Annotated in this window: 17 protein-coding genes, 1 pseudogene and 2 riboswitches; of the genes and pseudogenes, 7 read left to right on the top strand and 11 right to left on the bottom strand. The window is 73.2% G+C overall.

What is annotated here, in order from left to right; all coding sequences use genetic code 11:
* The first annotated feature begins 40 nt into the window (after nt 1-40).
* Genes J2X26_RS16615 through J2X26_RS16605 form a run of 3 tightly spaced genes read left to right on the top strand, consistent with a single transcriptional unit; the run spans nt 41 to nt 3,578 of the window.
* Nucleotides 41-1,369 carry an acetyl-CoA C-acetyltransferase gene (locus J2X26_RS16615; protein ID WP_307493819.1) on the top strand — a complete coding sequence of 443 codons (1,329 nt, stop codon included), beginning with the start codon at nt 41-43 and terminating at the stop codon, nt 1,367-1,369.
* 2 nt (nt 1,370-1,371) lie between these two features.
* Nucleotides 1,372-2,715: a 3-oxoacyl-ACP reductase gene (locus J2X26_RS16610; RefSeq protein WP_307493818.1), complete on the top strand. Its 1,344-nt coding sequence runs from the start codon at nt 1,372-1,374 to the stop codon at nt 2,713-2,715.
* Nucleotides 2,712-3,578 carry a MaoC/PaaZ C-terminal domain-containing protein gene (locus J2X26_RS16605; protein WP_307493817.1) on the top strand — a complete coding sequence of 289 codons (867 nt, stop codon included), beginning with the start codon at nt 2,712-2,714 and terminating at the stop codon, nt 3,576-3,578. Before J2X26_RS16610 ends, J2X26_RS16605 begins: the two co-directional genes overlap by 4 nt.
* Here J2X26_RS16605 and J2X26_RS16600 read toward each other — a convergent pair.
* The 3 genes from J2X26_RS16600 to J2X26_RS16590 all read right to left on the bottom strand — a co-directional run bounded on the left by J2X26_RS16600 (nt 3,562) and on the right by J2X26_RS16590 (nt 6,480).
* Nucleotides 3,562-4,140, bottom strand: coding sequence for a GNAT family N-acetyltransferase (locus tag J2X26_RS16600; protein WP_307493816.1), 579 nt, complete (start codon nt 4,138-4,140; stop codon nt 3,562-3,564). The genes J2X26_RS16605 and J2X26_RS16600 overlap by 17 nt on opposite strands.
* Before the next feature lie 34 nt (nt 4,141-4,174).
* On the bottom strand, nt 4,175-4,819 hold the full coding sequence (locus J2X26_RS16595) for a fasciclin domain-containing protein (protein WP_307493815.1): 645 nt from the start codon (nt 4,817-4,819) through the stop codon (nt 4,175-4,177).
* Between the two features lie 266 nt (nt 4,820-5,085).
* A complete protein-coding gene (locus J2X26_RS16590) occupies nt 5,086-6,480 on the bottom strand; it encodes an aminotransferase class V-fold PLP-dependent enzyme (RefSeq protein ID WP_307493814.1) in 1,395 nt (464 codons plus the stop codon).
* A gap of 44 nt (nt 6,481-6,524) precedes the next feature.
* A riboswitch (SAM riboswitch) is annotated at nt 6,525-6,639 on the bottom strand.
* Nucleotides 6,640-6,757: 118 nt separating this feature from the next.
* A riboswitch (SAM riboswitch) is annotated at nt 6,758-6,858 on the top strand.
* Between the two features lie 6 nt (nt 6,859-6,864).
* On the opposite strand from J2X26_RS16590, the pseudogene J2X26_RS16585 reads away from it, so the two are divergent.
* From J2X26_RS16585 to J2X26_RS16575, 3 genes and pseudogenes are all read left to right on the top strand, one after another.
* Nucleotides 6,865-7,070 (top strand): annotated as a pseudogene (locus J2X26_RS16585) (DUF1737 domain-containing protein).
* Complete coding sequence (locus J2X26_RS16580) at nt 7,067-7,480, top strand: rhodanese-like domain-containing protein (RefSeq protein WP_307493813.1); 414 nt, start codon at nt 7,067-7,069, stop codon at nt 7,478-7,480. The pseudogene J2X26_RS16585 and the gene J2X26_RS16580 overlap by 4 nt, the downstream one beginning before the upstream one ends.
* On the top strand, nt 7,477-8,736 hold the full coding sequence (locus J2X26_RS16575; RefSeq protein WP_307493812.1) for an O-succinylhomoserine sulfhydrylase: 1,260 nt from the start codon (nt 7,477-7,479) through the stop codon (nt 8,734-8,736). Before J2X26_RS16580 ends, J2X26_RS16575 begins: the two co-directional genes overlap by 4 nt.
* Here J2X26_RS16575 and J2X26_RS16570 read toward each other — a convergent pair.
* Nucleotides 8,733-9,215, bottom strand: a complete 483-nt coding sequence (locus J2X26_RS16570; RefSeq protein WP_307493811.1) for a pyridoxamine 5'-phosphate oxidase family protein — start codon at nt 9,213-9,215, stop codon at nt 8,733-8,735. The two genes, J2X26_RS16575 and J2X26_RS16570, sit on opposite strands and share 4 nt — an antisense overlap.
* 109 nt (nt 9,216-9,324) lie before the next feature.
* Here J2X26_RS16570 and J2X26_RS16565 point away from each other — a divergent pair, with 109 nt between their 5' ends.
* Nucleotides 9,325-9,702 (top strand): hypothetical protein, encoded by a 378-nt coding sequence (locus tag J2X26_RS16565; protein ID WP_307493810.1) that lies wholly within the window; start codon nt 9,325-9,327, stop codon nt 9,700-9,702.
* Here the strand turns inward: J2X26_RS16565 and J2X26_RS16560 are convergent.
* From J2X26_RS16560 to J2X26_RS16530, 7 genes are all read right to left on the bottom strand, one after another.
* Complete coding sequence (locus J2X26_RS16560) at nt 9,630-10,607, bottom strand: GNAT family N-acetyltransferase (RefSeq protein WP_307493809.1); 978 nt, start codon at nt 10,605-10,607, stop codon at nt 9,630-9,632. The genes J2X26_RS16565 and J2X26_RS16560 overlap by 73 nt on opposite strands.
* A gap of 3 nt (nt 10,608-10,610) precedes the next feature.
* On the bottom strand, nt 10,611-11,306 hold the full coding sequence (purQ, locus tag J2X26_RS16555; RefSeq protein WP_307493808.1) for a phosphoribosylformylglycinamidine synthase subunit PurQ: 696 nt from the start codon (nt 11,304-11,306) through the stop codon (nt 10,611-10,613).
* Complete coding sequence (purS, locus tag J2X26_RS16550) at nt 11,303-11,557, bottom strand: phosphoribosylformylglycinamidine synthase subunit PurS (protein WP_055918563.1); 255 nt, start codon at nt 11,555-11,557, stop codon at nt 11,303-11,305. Before purS ends, purQ begins: the two co-directional genes overlap by 4 nt.
* Before the next feature lie 80 nt (nt 11,558-11,637).
* Nucleotides 11,638-12,747: a hypothetical protein gene (locus J2X26_RS16545; RefSeq protein WP_307493807.1), complete on the bottom strand. Its 1,110-nt coding sequence runs from the start codon at nt 12,745-12,747 to the stop codon at nt 11,638-11,640.
* On the bottom strand, nt 12,744-13,841 hold the full coding sequence (locus J2X26_RS16540) for a hypothetical protein (RefSeq protein ID WP_307493806.1): 1,098 nt from the start codon (nt 13,839-13,841) through the stop codon (nt 12,744-12,746). Before J2X26_RS16540 ends, J2X26_RS16545 begins: the two co-directional genes overlap by 4 nt.
* Nucleotides 13,841-14,176, bottom strand: coding sequence for a PadR family transcriptional regulator (locus J2X26_RS16535; protein ID WP_307493805.1), 336 nt, complete (start codon nt 14,174-14,176; stop codon nt 13,841-13,843). The genes J2X26_RS16540 and J2X26_RS16535 overlap by 1 nt, the downstream gene beginning before the upstream one ends.
* A 36-nt stretch (nt 14,177-14,212) precedes the next feature.
* Complete coding sequence (locus tag J2X26_RS16530) at nt 14,213-14,701, bottom strand: SRPBCC family protein (RefSeq protein ID WP_307493804.1); 489 nt, start codon at nt 14,699-14,701, stop codon at nt 14,213-14,215.
* Nucleotides 14,702-14,836 lie beyond the last annotated feature (135 nt).

Genomic DNA, 14,836 nt, shown 5'->3' with positions numbered 1-14,836 from the left:
TCGGTCCCCGCTCAGCGACGAAGCGAGAGGAACGCGCCCCATGGCACGCCCCACCACCCCCACGACCGAGGTACGCAGGGCCTACGTGCTCGGCGGCAACCGGATCCCCTTCGCCCGCGCGGGCGGCCCCTACGTGCGCGCCAGCAACCAGGACATGCTCACCGCCGCGATCGACGGGCTCGTCGCCCGGTACGGGCTGCAGGGCGAGCGCATCGGCGAGGTCGCCGCGGGTGCCGTGCTCAAGCACAGCAAGGACTTCAACCTCACCCGCGAGGCCGTCCTCGGGTCGGCACTCTCGGCCGAGACTCCCGCGTACGACGTGCAGCAGGCCTGCGCGACCGGTCTGGAGACCGTCGTCTCGCTGAGCAACAAGATCCGCCTGGGCCAGCTCGAGTCCGCGATCGCCGGCGGCGTCGACTCCACGTCGGACGCTCCGATCGCCGTCAGCAACCGCCTGCGCCGCGCGCTGCTCGACCTCTCCCGCGCGAAGACCGTCGGCCAGAAGTTCGCGGCCGTCGCGAAGATCCGCCCGAAGGACCTCGCGCCCGTCGCCCCGAACACCGGCGAGCCGCGCACGCACCTGTCGATGGGCGAGCACCAGGCGCTCACCACCGCGCAGTGGGAGATCACGCAGGCTGCGCAGGACGAGGTCGCACTCGCCAGCCACCAGCGCCTCGCCGCCGCCTACGACTCCGGGTTCTTCGACGACCTGGTCACCCCGTTCCGGGGGCTGACGCGCGACGCCAACCTGCGCGCCGACTCCTCGCTGGAGAAGCTGGCGAAGCTCAAGCCCGCGTTCGGGCTCGGCCTGGACACCCCCGCGACGATGACGGCCGGCAACTCGACGCCGCTGTCCGACGGCGCCTCGACGGTGCTGCTCGGGTCGGCCGAGTGGGCCGCCGCGCACGACCTGGTCCCGCTCGCCTCGGTCATCGACGCCGAGGCCGGTGCGGTCGACTTCGTGCACGGGGACGACGGGCTGCTCATGGCCCCCGCGTTCGCCGTGCCGCGCCTGCTGGCCCGCAACGGGCTGACGCTGGACGACCTGGACTACATCGAGATCCACGAGGCGTTCGCCGCGACCGTGCTGACGACGCTGGCTGCGTGGGAGTCCGAGGAGTTCGGGCGCACCCGGCTCGGCCTGGACGGCGCCTTCGGGACCGTCGACCGCGCCAAGCTCAACGTGCACGGGTCGTCGCTGGCCGCGGGGCACCCGTTCGCCGCGACGGGCGGGCGGATCATCGCGACCATCAGCAAGGAGCTGCACCGACGCAAGGTCGAGTCCGGCTCCGACCGGCCGGTCCGGGCGCTGGTGTCCGTGTGCGCAGCCGGCGGGCTGGGCCTCACCGCGATCCTCGAGGCGGCCTGACCATGAGCGACACCTACCTGAACCTGGTCAACAGCGGCTTCACCAAGAAGGTCGCGAAGCAGCTCGGACTGCCCCAGCCCGCTCCCCTGCGTCGCTACGAGCCTGGACAGCCGCTCCTGCAGGGCGCGGTGCTGGTGCTCGGACGCGGGTCGGAGTCCGACGCGCTCGCCGGCTTCCTGTCCGCCGACTGGGACCTCGACGTCCACCGGCACGCGACGCCCGGCACGCGGTACTCGGCGGTCGTCCTCGCGCTGACCGAGCTGACGCACCCCGACCAGCTGTCGGAGCCGGTGCTGGCCGTCGGTTCCGTGCTCAAGTCGCTCCCGAAGGGCGCGCGCGTCGTCACCGTCTCGCGCGCACCGCGTGCCGACGACGCCCCCGCGGTCGCCGCCGCACGTCAGGGCGTCGACGGGCTGCTGCGGTCGCTGGCCAAGGAGCTGCGCGGCGGGTCGACCGGCAACGGTCTGGTGCTCGCGGCCGACGTCCCGGTCACCGCGCCGTCCGTCGTCGGCGCGCTGCGGTTCTTCCTGTCCACCAAGTCCGCGTTCGTCGACGGTCAGCTGCTCGCCATCGACTCGGCCGCCGGCTCGCTGCCGTCCGACTGGGAGAAGCCGCTGGCCGGCCGCGTCGCCGTCGTCACCGGGGCGGCCCGGGGCATCGGCGCGTCGATCGCCGACACCCTCGCCCGCGACGGTGCCACCGTCGTCGCGGTCGACGTCCCCGCCGCCGGGGAGCAGCTGGTGACCGTCGCCAACCGCGTCCGCGGGACCGCGCTGCAGCTCGACGTCACGGCCGACGACGCCGGGGCACGGATCCTCGAGCACGCGCTGCAGCGGCACGGGCGGCTCGACATCGTCGTGCACAACGCCGGGATCACCCGCGACAAGCTGCTGGCCAACATGACCCCCGACAAGTGGGACTCGGTCCTCGCGGTGAACATCGCGTCGCAGCTGCGCATCAACGAGGCGCTCCTGACGTCCGGCGACTTCACCGATGCGCCGCGGATCGTGTCGCTCGCGTCGACCTCGGGCATCGCCGGCAACCGCGGGCAGACCAACTACGCCGCGTCGAAGGGTGGGGTCATCGGCATGGTCCGGGCGACCGCGCCGCTGCTCGAAGCGTTCGGCGGGACCGCCAACGCGGTCGCCCCCGGGTTCATCGAGACCGAGATGACCGCGCGCATCCCCGCCGTCACGCGGCAGGTGGCTCGCCGGCTCAACTCGCTGCAGCAGGGCGGGCAGCCGGTGGACGTCGCCGAGACCGTGGCGTTCCTGGCCTCCCCCGCCGCCGGCGGCGTGGTCGGACGCGTGCTGCGCGTGTGCGGGCAGAACATGGTGGGCCAGTGACGGCGACCGTCGTCCTGCCGGAGGTCCCCGCACTCGGCGGGCTGTTCACGCGCGGCGCCGGGCTCTCCCTGGCGCGGCGCGTGCGGTCCGGGCCGTCGGTGCTGCCCGACGTCGAGTACCTCGTCCGCGGGGTGCAGGCGTCGTCGGAGCACCTGACGGAGTACCAGCACCTCCTCGGCGAGTCCGCGTCGGACGCGCTGCCCGCCGGGTTCGTGCACGTGCTGGCGTTCCCCGTCGCGACCGCGCTCATGGTCCGGAACGACTTCCCGCTGCCGCTGGTCGGCCTGGTCCACCTGGCCAACCGCGTGACGCAGCTGCGGCCGGTCCTGCTCACCGACGTCCTCGACGTCCGCGCGACCGCCACCGACCTGCGAGGGCACCGGTCCGGCACGCAGGTGGACCTGGTGACCGAGGTGTCCGTCGACGGGTCGGTCGCGTGGCGCGGGGTGTCCACCTACCTCGCGCGGGGGCTGTTCCTCGCGGGGCCCGTCGAGGAGTCGTCGGACACCTTCGTCCCGCCCACCCCCACCGGGCGGTGGAAGCTCGACGGCGACGTCGGACGTCGGTACGCGGCCGTCTCCGGCGACCGCAACCCGATCCACCTGTCCGCGCTGTCGGCCAAGCTGCTCGGATTCCCGCGGGCCATCGCGCACGGCATGTACACCGCGTCGCGCGCGCTCGCCGACGTGGGTGCCGGGCGCGGGGACGCGTTCGCGTGGTCGGTCGAGTTCGTGAAGCCGGTGCTGCTGCCCGGGACCGTCACCGTGCGGATCGCGCGTTCGTCGGAGGACTTCACGTTCGCCGGCTGGGACGCCCGCTCCGGCAAGCCGCACCTGACCGGCTCGGTCACCTCGCTGCGCTGAGCCGGGCCTCCAGGCCGGCGCGGACCGCGGGCCACTCGTCGGGGAGGATCGAGAAGTACGCGCTGTCGCCGCGGGTGCCGTCCGGTGCCAGGCGGTGGCTGCGCAGGACACCCTCCGGCACCGCGCCGAGGCGGAGGATCGCCGCGATCGAGCGGGCGTTGCGGGCGTCGGCACGCAACGCCACGCGGGCGCAGCCCCACGTCTCGAACGCCTGCGTGAGCATCAGCAGCTTGCAGGCGGGGTTGTTCGTGGTGCCCCACCAGCGCGGGGCGTAGTACGTGTACCCGATCTCGACGCGTCCGATCCGCGGTTCCCAGTCGTAGAACGAGGTCGAGCCGCGGACCTCGCCCGTGGCGCTGTCCAGGACCGCGAACGCCAACCGGCTGGGCGCCTCGTGGGCGGCCCGGATCTCCGTGCGCATCGCCGCCGGGGTGTCGGGCGTCGGCGACGACATCCCCGCCCACAGCCGGTCGTCGACGAATGCGGACAGCGGCTCGGCGTGCTCGTCGGCCAGCGGGACCAGCCGGGTGCCGTGGCCCTCGAGGGTCAGGTCGTGCAGCATCCGTCGATGCTGGCACGACCTGACCGTCCGGTGCTCAGAGGTCCGCGGGGCGCAGGACGAACGTGATGGCGTGCGCGATCTGGACGTTGCCCGCGTTGAGGTCCAGCTTGCCGGGGATGAGGAACGGGTTGAGGTCGTTGCGGTCCTGGTCGCGCAGCTGCACGATCCCCCACCGCTTCGAGAGGACGTCGACGGTGAACGTGGCGCCCTGCGCGGTGGTCAGCACGGCATTGTCGCTGGCCAGCGCCGTGCCGGAGTCGATCGTCGCGCCCGGGACCACGTGGTAGAGCAGCACCTGCTCGATCGCGTCGATGCCCACGGCACCCGCGAGCGCCGTCAGGACCTCCTGCTCGCTGCCGTACCAGCGGTGCGTGAGGTCCTTGGCCAGGAGCTGGAACGCGCGGTCGGTCGGCAGGAAGGCGGTGAGCGGGACGGTGCCGTCCGCGAGGACCGCGACCGGGCTGCCCGGCTTGGCGGCGAGCACCGCGCCGACGGCCTGGTCGAGGATGTCGAAGTCCCGCCAGCTCCGGTCGAACGTGTCGCCGTCGGAGGCGAGCAGGGCGGCCAGGCTGGACGTTCCCGTGGGTGCTGCGGCGCTTGCTGCTGGTGCGAGGGCGAGTCCTGCACCGGCGGCGACACCGGCGGCGACGAGAGCGGAGAGCGTGCGGCGGATCCTCATGGTGGGCTCCTGCGGACGACGGTCACGGCCGACGCCCCTGCGCCGCACCGCGCGGGCGCCCGGGAGGACGCCCTGTGTCCCCTTCGTCCGGAACCGGCCCTCGAGATGCACTCGCCCACGTCGTGACGTCGCCTAGGTCGTGAGTTTCGGACGAGATCGTCAGTTGCAACTGCCGATCTCGTCGCCAACTGCCGATCTCGCGGCGCGGCTCGGCCGACGGACTCGCGCTGCTCGGGCGCGCGGTTCAACGAGCTCGGCGCAGTGCTTCAGTCGTCCAGGGCCGGGCCGCACGCTGCCGCGGCGGTGGCCGCCAGGTGGTCCAGGCCGTGGACAGCGAGCAGGGGGCGGGTGTCCTCGACGACCGCCCAGCAGCCGTCGACGACCTCGTAGCGGACCGCGGGACCCGTGGACAGGTACTGCGTGAGCGCGACGATGAGGCGGTCGACCGCCTCGCTCGTCGTGCCGACGCCCACCGACGCGCGGATCGCGCCGTTGGACGCGCCCAGGTGCGCCAGGAGCGGGTGCGCGCAGAACCGACCGTCGCGGACGCCGATGCCGTGCTCGGCCGCCAGGTACGCCGCGACGAGACCCGGGTCGTGATCAGGCACCGTGAACGTGAGCACGCCGACGGGCGCCTGCGAGTCCGGCCAGATGCGCGCGATCTCGACGCCGTCGATCCCCGACAGACCGGAGACCAACCGCTCACGCAGTGCCTCCTCGTGCGCCGCCAGGGCACCCGCCGGCAGCGAGGCAAGCTGGTCGCACGCCTCCGCGAGGGCGATGGCGCCGATGACGTTGGGCGACCCGGCCTCGTGGCGCGCCGGGGCGGGCTGCCAGACGGTCCGGTCGGCACGCACGTCGCGCACCGCACCTCCCCCTGCGAGGTACGGCGTGCCCGTGTCGAGCCAGTCCCGTCGTCCGACGAGGACCCCCGCACCGAACGGTGCGTAGGTCTTGTGGCCGGAGAACGCGATGTAGTCAGCGCTCGTGGCCGCGAGCGAGAAGCCGCGGTGCGGGACCAGCTGCGCGCCGTCGACGGCCACGCGGGCGCCCTCGGCGTGCGCGAGCGCGACGACCTCGTCGATCGGCAGCGCCTCCCCCGTCACGTTGGACGCGCCCGTGATCGTGACCAGCGCGTACGGCTGGCGCGCGAGCTCGGACCGCAACGCGTCGAGGGTCGCGGCGACCGTGCTCTTGATCGGCAGGATCGTCGTGCGGTTGCCGTGGCGCTCGCTCGACTGGACCCACGGCAGCAGGTTCGCGTGGTGCTCGACGTCCAGCACCAGGACGCGACCGCCCTCGGGGACCACGCCCGCCAGCAGGTTGAGCGAGTCCGTGGTGTTGCGCGTGATGATCGCGACGTCGTCGGGACGCGCGTCCACGAACCGCGCGACCGTCTGGCGGGCCGACTCGTACAGGGCCGTGGACACCTGCGACAGGTAGCCGGCGCCGCGGTGCACCGACGCGTACAGCGGCAGCACCTCCGTCACGCGGGCGGCGACGGCCTCGAGGGCCGGGGCGCTGGCGGCGTAGTCCAGGTTGGCGTAGACGCGCTGCGTGCCGTCGACCAGGGGCACGGTGGTGGTGCCGCCGACGACCGGGAGCAGGGCGCCCACCTCGTCGACGGAGGCACACGAGAGGCGCTCGGCGATGACGGTCATGATGGTCCTCCGACACGTTCCGGGGGGACACCGGCTGTGGTGGAACCCCGCGCTTGCCGCATCCCGGACGGGACGCAGCCAGGTCGTCACCCGGGGCACCCCACCGCGGAGGAGGGTTGCCGGCCAGCGAGCCGGGGCTTGACGCTGGCGCTCATGACCTGTGACGAGGGTCCCGGCACCTCCCGGGGCCTGTCAACGTGGCACGCGAACCGTCTCGCCTGACGGGACGACTTGTCCACCACTTGGAGCGTGCGTGCCGCCGCGCGTAGCATCACGGCCACCATCCAGAGCGGCTGAGAGATCTGGCTCGACGACGCCGCAGCAACCCGCGGGCACCCTGTGCCCGGCCGAGGGTGCTACCGCCAGGACCGATGGAGAGGCGACATGACTGCTGTACCCCCGGAGCCCCGGCGCTACCGGCTGCTGACCGGTCCCGACGACGCCGCGTTCTGCGACCGCGTCACCGCTCGCTGGACGAGGGCTACGTCCTCTACGGCAGCCCGGCCGCGACGTTCGACGGCGAGCACGTCATCGTCGCGCAGGCCGTGATCCTGCCCTCTGCCACCACCTACGAGACGAGGCCCGTATGAGCTACGCCGGCGACCTGACCCCCCAGCAGGCCTGGGACCTCCTGACGTCCGACCAGAGCGCGGTGCTCGTCGACGTCCGGACCGACGCCGAGTGGCGCTACGTCGGCATCCCCGACTCCGCGCCCCTCGACGGTCGCGCGGCCCTGGTCGAGTGGGTCTCCTACCCGTCGGGACGCCCGAACCCGCAGTTCCTCAAGCAGCTCGCCGAGGCCGGCGTCGCGGCCGGCCGGCCCGTCGTGTTCCTCTGCCGGTCGGGCGTGCGCTCGGTCGCCGCCGCGCAGGCAGCGACCGCCGCGGGCCTCGGCCCGGCGTACAACGTGCTCGAGGGCTTCGAGGGCGACGTCGGCCCCGACGGCCACCGCGGGCACTCGGGCTGGCGCGCCGCCGGTCTCCCCTGGCGGCAGGCGTGAGCGCCGCGCGCGTCCCCGGTCCGAGCGACTGGGACGACCGGCGCACCCCCGGCACCGACCTGCGCCCCGACACCCTCGCGGTGCGCGGCGGGCTGGTCCGCAGCCAGTTCCAGGAGACCTCCGAGGCACTGTTCCTCACGCAGGGCTTCGTCTACTCCAGCGCCGCCGAGGCCGAGGCCGCGTTCGCCGGCGACGCCGACCGGTTCCTCTACTCCCGCTACGGCAACCCCACGGTCTCCACCTTCGAGGAGCGCCTGCGCCTGCTCGAGGGCGCCGAGGCAGCCTTCGCCACCGCGTCGGGCATGTCCGCGGTGTTCACCGCGATCGCCGCCCTGGTCGAGTCCGGCTCGCGCATCGTCTCCGCGCGGGCGCTGTTCGGGTCCACCGTCGTGATCTTCGAGGAGATCCTGGCCAAGTGGGGTGTGCGCACCGACTACGTCGACGGGCACGAGCTCGACCAGTGGGAGGCCGCGCTGTCCACGCCGGCCGACGTCGTGTTCTTCGAGACCCCGTCCAACCCGATGCAGGACCTCGTCGACATCGCGGCGGTCAGCCGGCTCGCGCACGCCGCAGGCGCCACGGTCATCGTCGACAACGTCTTCGCCACCCCCGTGCTGTCCCGGCCGCTGGAGTTCGGCGCCGACGTGGTCGTGTACTCCGCGACCAAGCACATCGACGGGCAGGGCCGGGTGCTCGGCGGCGCGATCCTCGGCACCGACGAGTACATCCACGGCCCGGTGCAGACCCTCATCCGCAACACCGGCCCGTCGCTGTCCGCGTTCAACGCGTGGGTGCTGCTCAAGGGCCTGGAGACGCTGTCGCTGCGCGTGCGCCACCAGACCTCGTCGGCCCTGCAGGTCGCGACGTGGATCGAGCAGCAGCCCGGCGTCTCGCTCGTCCGCTACCCGTACCTGCCGTCGCACCCGCAGCACGAGCTCGCCCGCGCGCAGCAGACCGGGGGCGGCACCGTCGTCACGTTCAACCTCGCCGTGCCCGAGGGAGCCACCCCCGACGTCGCCAAGAAGGTCACCTTCGGGGTCCTGGACGCCCTGCGGGTCGTCGACATCTCCAACAACCTCGGCGACGCCAAGTCGCTCATCACGCACCCGGCGACGACGACGCACCGCAAGCTCGGTCCCGAGGGGCGTGCGGCGGTCGGCATCGCGGAGTCGACAGTGCGGCTGTCGGTGGGGCTCGAGGATCCGGCGGACCTGATCGACGACCTCGCGCAGGCCCTGGGCACGCTCGCGGGCTAGAGCTGCACCGTCTCGTTCTCGCCGCCGTCGTAGCGCTCCCCGGTGACCTTGGCCTTGACCAGGCTGAACGCCGTCGTCAGGCGGCCGCCCTTGGCGTGCCAGTACTCGGCGGTCTGCCCGTGCACGACCACGAGCACCAGGCCGGGGGTCTCCGGTCCGTCGGGGAACCAGGCCTCGGCCGTCGCGCCCCAGAGCTCGCGGTTCTTGGCGACGTCGCGGACCACCTCGGCCGGACCCGACACCGAGACCCACGCGGTCGAGTCCGCGAACGCGGCGTTCGCGGGGCTGCCCGCCTCGATCTCGTGCACCTTGTGGCTGTCGGCGTCGGCGAAGAACCAGAGGTCCCCGTCGAAGTCCACGTCCTGCACCCCCATCGGCCGGCTGACCAGCGAGCCGTCCGCGCCCACCGTCGTGAGCATCGCGATCTTCGCGTCCTTGATCAGACCGGCCACCGTGGCGATGTCGTCGTCGTGCGTCATGCGTCCTCCTCCACCAGCGCGCTCACGGGGCTGCTGACCGCGGCGGCCCGGCCACGGTAGGTCGGGGTCGCGGCTGCCGCATGTCGGAGGCACCGGGCATGCTCGGACCATGGAGAGCGACTACGAGGCGATGGCCGACGACCTGGTCGCCCGCGGCGCCACGCGCGCACAGATGATGGGGCGGCCGATCCTCAAGGTCCGGTCGACCATGTTCGCCGCGCACGTGGGCGGGGACAGGCTCGCGGTGAAGCTCGGCCGGGACACCGACGCGTTCGCGGAGGCGCTCGCGCTGCCCGGGGCCGCCGTGTGGTCGCCCGGGGACAGCGGCCGGCTGTTCCACGACTGGGTCGCGCTGCCGTCCTCGCTGGAGGACGAGTGGATGCGGTTCGCCGAGGTCGCCCGGGTGGCCGCCGCTCAGACGTCCTTGGCCATCCAGAGCGAGAGGAAGTCGCCCGCGAAGTCGAAGAAGGGCACCACGGGTCGGTAGCCGGCGGACAGGTACAACGAGACGGCCTCGGGCTGTCGGATGCCGGTCTGCAGGACGACGGAGGTCAGTCCGTGCGCGCGGGCGTCGTCCTCGATCGCTCCGAGCAGGGCACGGGCTGCACCGGAGCCGCGAGCGGACTCGTCGACCCAGACCTTCTTGAGCTCGACCGAACCGGCGGGATAGCCGTCGCGCGCCGCGCGCAGGGTCGCACAACCGACCGCGCGGCCGTCGATCCACGCGAGGACGGTGCTCAGGGCACCGACGCCCTGCCGGGGATCGTCGACGTCGAAACCGCCCGGGGTGCTCGCGGCGATCTCCGGGTACCGCACCTCGATGTCCCGCCACATCGCCAGGCGCAGCGCCGTCGCCACGGGGTCGGACCACTCGGCGTGCGTGAGCGTGACGGTGGGCCGCTGGCCGGTGCCAGGGGTCCTGGCGGGTGTCGGTCCGAGGTCCTTGCCGAAGCAGCGCGACTCAGACTCGGCCGCGTACTCACCGAAGTTCGGGATCGAGCGGTAGCCCTCGCTCAGGTAGAGCCCGATCGCCGACGCCTGCAGCACGCCGGTCTCCAGGACGAGCCGGTGGAAGCCCTTGTCCAGCGCGAGACGCTCGAGCTCCCGGACCACCGCGCGGGAGTGCCCGCGGCCGCGGTGCTCCGGGGTGACGAACATGCGCTTCAGCTCGCCGACGCCCTCGCCGAGCTCGGCGGACGCGTCGCGGATCGCGCCACACGCCACGGCCTCGCCGTCGACCCGCACGAGGAGCATCGCGACGATGCTCTCGCCGGTCATCGAGGCGCCGATGTCCTCCTCGCCGTACAGGGCGAGCAGCTCAGCCTGCTGGGCGGTGCGCAGGCGGAGGGCGTCGGGGTCGTCCCAGTCGACGAGCGTGATGCTGGTGGTCAACGCTCAGCCGACGAGGGCCTTGAGGACCGACGTGAAGAAGCGCAGCCCGTCCGTGCCGGTGCGCGGACCCTGGGCACCGTCCGGCCCGAAGCCGGGCTCGACCGCGTGCTCGGGGTGCGGCATGAGGCCGACGACGTTGCCCGCCGCGTTCGAGATCCCGGCGATGCCGCGGCGCGACCCGTTCGGGTTCCAGCCCTGGTAGCGGAAGACCACGCGGCCCTCGCCCTCCAGCTCGTCGAGCGTGTGCTCGTCGGCGACGTACTGCCCGTCCTGGTTCTTCAGCGGGATCGTGATGTGCTCCCCCGCCGTGTAGTCGCGGGTCCAGGCCGTGTCGACGTTGTCGACCGAGAGGACCTGCTCGCGGCACACGAAGTGCAGGTGGTCGTTCTTGATCATCGAGCCGGGCAGCAGGTGCGCCTCGGTGAGGACCTGGAAGCCGTTGCAGATGCCCAGCACCGGCAGACCCTTGTGCGCGGCGTCGACGATCTCGCCCATGACCGGCGCGAACCGGCTGATGGCACCGGCGCGCAGGTAGTCGCCGTAGGAGAAGCCACCGGGCAGGACGACCGCGTCGACCCCGTGCAGGTCGGCGTCACCGTGCCACAGGGAGACGGCCTCGGCGCCCGCGAGGCGGACCGCGCGGGCGGCGTCGCGGTCGTCGAGCGTGCCGGGGAAGGTGACGACGCCGATGCGAGTCATGCCTCGGTGTCCTCGTAGACCGCGACCACGTCCTCGATGACCGGGTTGGACAGCACGTGCTCGCCGGCCTCACGAGCCGCGGCGAGGATCTCCTCGGTCACCGGCCCGTCGACCTCGAGCTCGAACCGCTTGCCCTGACGGACGGACGCGAACTGCCCGAACCCGAGCCGCGGCAGGGCGCCGGCGACGGCCTTGCCCTGCGGGTCGAGGATCTCGGGCTTCGGCATGACATCGACGACGACTCGTCCCACGAAAGGGCTCCAGGTGTTCGCGCGGCGGTGGGGGGTCGCGGCGATTCTAGCCAGTGCGCGCCGGAGCCCGGTCCAGGTGCTCAGTCGGTGGAGACCAGCGCGGGGACGAGGCCCTCGCGGTAGGTGTCGACGGGCGGGACGGTGCCCGCCCTGGCGATCCTCAGGACATCGACTAGCGCGAGATCGGCGGGGCCGGTCCGGGCGGCGCGCCAGGCCATCAGCAGTGCGGGCAGGGTCAGCAGCGCACCCGCCGCGACCCCGACGGAGAAGAAGAGGTCCGCGCGCCCCGTCCCTTCGATCCAGGCGATGCCGACCACGTTGAGGCTGATCGTCCCGAGCAGCATGCCGTGCCGCACCGTCGGAGGAACCAGCCGTCGGGCGTGCTGCGGGTGCCGTGCGGGAACCAGCCGTCGTAGGCGGCGAGCGGCGAGGACCGATCCGAGCACGCCTACGAGGAGCGCAACGCCGAGCACGGCCAGGAGCACGGGCGACGCACCGGCACGCCGGTCCGTGACCGTCCCGAAGCAGCCGGCCCCGCACCCCTCGACACCGAGCCTCGTGGGAGCCACGAGGCACGCGACGACGGCCGACAGTCCGACGACCCCGACGGCGACCACGAGCATCCCCGCCGTCCCGCGCGCCGTCAGCCGGTCGCGCATGACCATCCCGAACAGGAGGGTGTCGGCCGTGACCTCCTCGCCCGGCTCCGCGACCAGGTGCTTGCGGGACTGCTTGCGCTGCTGCCACGGACCGCGCGACAGCAGGCCGACGGACATCCCCAGCACGACCGCCATCGTGCCGGCCGACGGTGCGTGCGGCCGCCCCCCGGTCGCCAGGGGCAGGAGCACCGAGACGACGAGAACCACCGCCGACACGTTGACCAGCACCCGCAGCGGCGCGCACGCCCCCTCGAGGTCGTCGCGGACCCAGCCCCGGTGCTGGGCCGGCACGCGACGGTCGAGCAGCCGGTACGCGAGCGCGTGCCGCAGCGGCGGCCGGGTCCGCGCGCGCGTCGCCCACCCCGCGCGGACCAGCCCCGCGGCCGTCCGCGCGTCGACGCGCGTCGCTCCCGGGGCGGCGAGGTCCGCGAGCAGCGCGACCATCTCGTCGGCCCTCCGGAGTCGCCAACGACGCGGGTAGGCCCGCAGCCACCGGCGCACGGAGCGCTCGAAGCGCGGGTCGATGGTCATCGGCTCTCCTGAGCGAGGGCGGGAACGAGCTCCGTGTCGTACCGGTCCACCTGCACCGGGCGGCCCGTCCACGCGACGTGCCGGAGGTCGACGAGGGCGAGGTCCGGCGCCGTGCGGGACCGGAGCCAGACGACGACGGCCGCCGGGAGCAGCAGGAGGCACGCCGGAGCGGCGACCGCGGAGAGCGAGAGCACCCAGGCACCCGTTGCCTCCGCCCACGCCTCCGCGATGATGAGCCCCGCCCACAGGGTGAAGCCGACGCCGGCGTGGGGCGCCAGACCGACGAGGTGCCGCGCGGGCTGGTCCGGCCGGTCGGCGAGGTGGCGGCCCAGGCGTCGGTGGACCGCGACCGCGATCGCGATGCCGGCGAGGGCCGCGGCCGCGATCGGGGCGGTGATCAGGGCGGCGGAGTCCCGCTCCACGACGACGGTCTCCCAGCACGCCAGCGCACCGGCAGCGTCGCACGGGACCGCACCGAGACGCGTCGGGGCGAGGACCGCGGCGGCGGACCAGGCCACCGCGCCGACCGCGAGCAGGAGCACCAGCACCCGAGCGCCCGGCCCGGCCGACACCCGCGCACGGGACGTGCGCACCCAGACCGACGAGCCGAGGACTCTGGATCCCGTGCCCGCGTGGTGCTGCAGCCTCCGCCGCACCCCGAAGCCCGGGCGGACGCACAGCAGCGTCGCGAGGAGTGCGACGCCCACGACCGTCCACATCACGAGGGTGACGTCCCGGGCGTCGGTCGTCAGGGCGTTGTAGATCGGGAAGGCGAACAGCCAGAGGCGGCCCGTCAGGTTCCGGCGCATGGCACCGGGCGTCGCGATGTCCTGGTGCACCCACTCCCGGTACTGCGCCGGGACCCGGATGTCGAGCATCCGGTACGGCAGGTAGACGCGCAGGGGCGGGGTCAGCCGCCAGCGCGTCGCGACCCCACCGCGCAGCAGGCCGAGGGCGGTGCGGGCGTCGAGCCGTCGTGCCCCGTCGGGCGCGAGGTCGACCAGGACAGCGGTCACCTCGTCGGCGCGCTGCGTCCGCCAGGCCGGTGGGTAGGCGCGCAGCCAGAACGCCGCGGACCGGTCCAGGCTGCGCATCAGGCCGTCCCGAGGGCGGGGCGGGATGTCGGTCGGGCGGCGATCACGCGTCGTGCCAGAGACGCGAGGTCGGTCAGGCGGGCGGTCTCGGCGGTGAGGGCCGCCATGCCGTCGGGGGTGAGCCGGTAGTAGCGGCGGACGCGGCCGTCGACGACGATCTCTCCCGATGCCTCGGTGTAGCCGGCCTCGACCAGGCGGTCGAGGATGCCGTACAGGGTGCCAGCGCCGAGGCGGACGCGGTCGTCGGACATCGCCTTGACCGCCTGCACGATGCCGTAGCCGTGCCGGGGCTCCTCGGCCAGCGACAGCAGGACGTAGTACGCCTGCTCGCTCATCCGGAACGCCATGGGCGATATATATCGCGTGACGACCTATGACGACAAGGGCTCGTCCACCGCGTGCAGCCGTGCCGGGAGGTTCTGCTTCACCAGGTCGGGCTCGCGCGCGACCATCCACCCGAGGATCCAGACGGCGAACAGGAGCCACGTCAGCGGTCGCTCCTTGGAGCGTCCCCGTAGGGTCGGCGTCAGGGTGAGCCGCGTGCGGAGGATGGTCCCGCCGTCGTGCGGCGTGAGCTCGAACGTCGACTCCTGACGCATCGCCGACTGCCAGCCGTGCAGCCGGACGATCTGCGGCGGGCGCGCCTCGACCACCTTCCACGGCACCCGGTCGTCGTTGCACTCGGGCCCGTGCACCTCCACCCAGGTGTCGCCCGTCGAGACCGGACCATCCGGCGCGGGCTCGAACGTGACTCCGTGCGCGACGAGCTCCTCGATCACCGTCGGGTCCGCGACCAGCTCCCAGACCCGCTCGGGCGGAGCGTCAAGGAAGTACACGTCCGTGCTGGTCCGGTATCCCACGTGCTCGCTCCTTCGCGTTGCCCTGGTTGCTGCGCGCACGGTAGCGAACTTTCAGGCGTTTCGAGTCATGTTCGGCGTATTTGTGCTGGTCAGAGAGCCCATCGACGGCGTGCGTCGAGTGTCGGTGGTCGGGGG

Source organism: Cellulomonas humilata, assembly GCF_030814415.1.
GTDB classification, from domain to species: Bacteria; Actinomycetota; Actinomycetes; order Actinomycetales; family Cellulomonadaceae; genus Cellulomonas; species Cellulomonas humilata_A.
The sequence above is the reverse complement of the archived record's forward strand: the minus strand, read 5'-3'. Positions and strand labels throughout refer to the sequence as shown.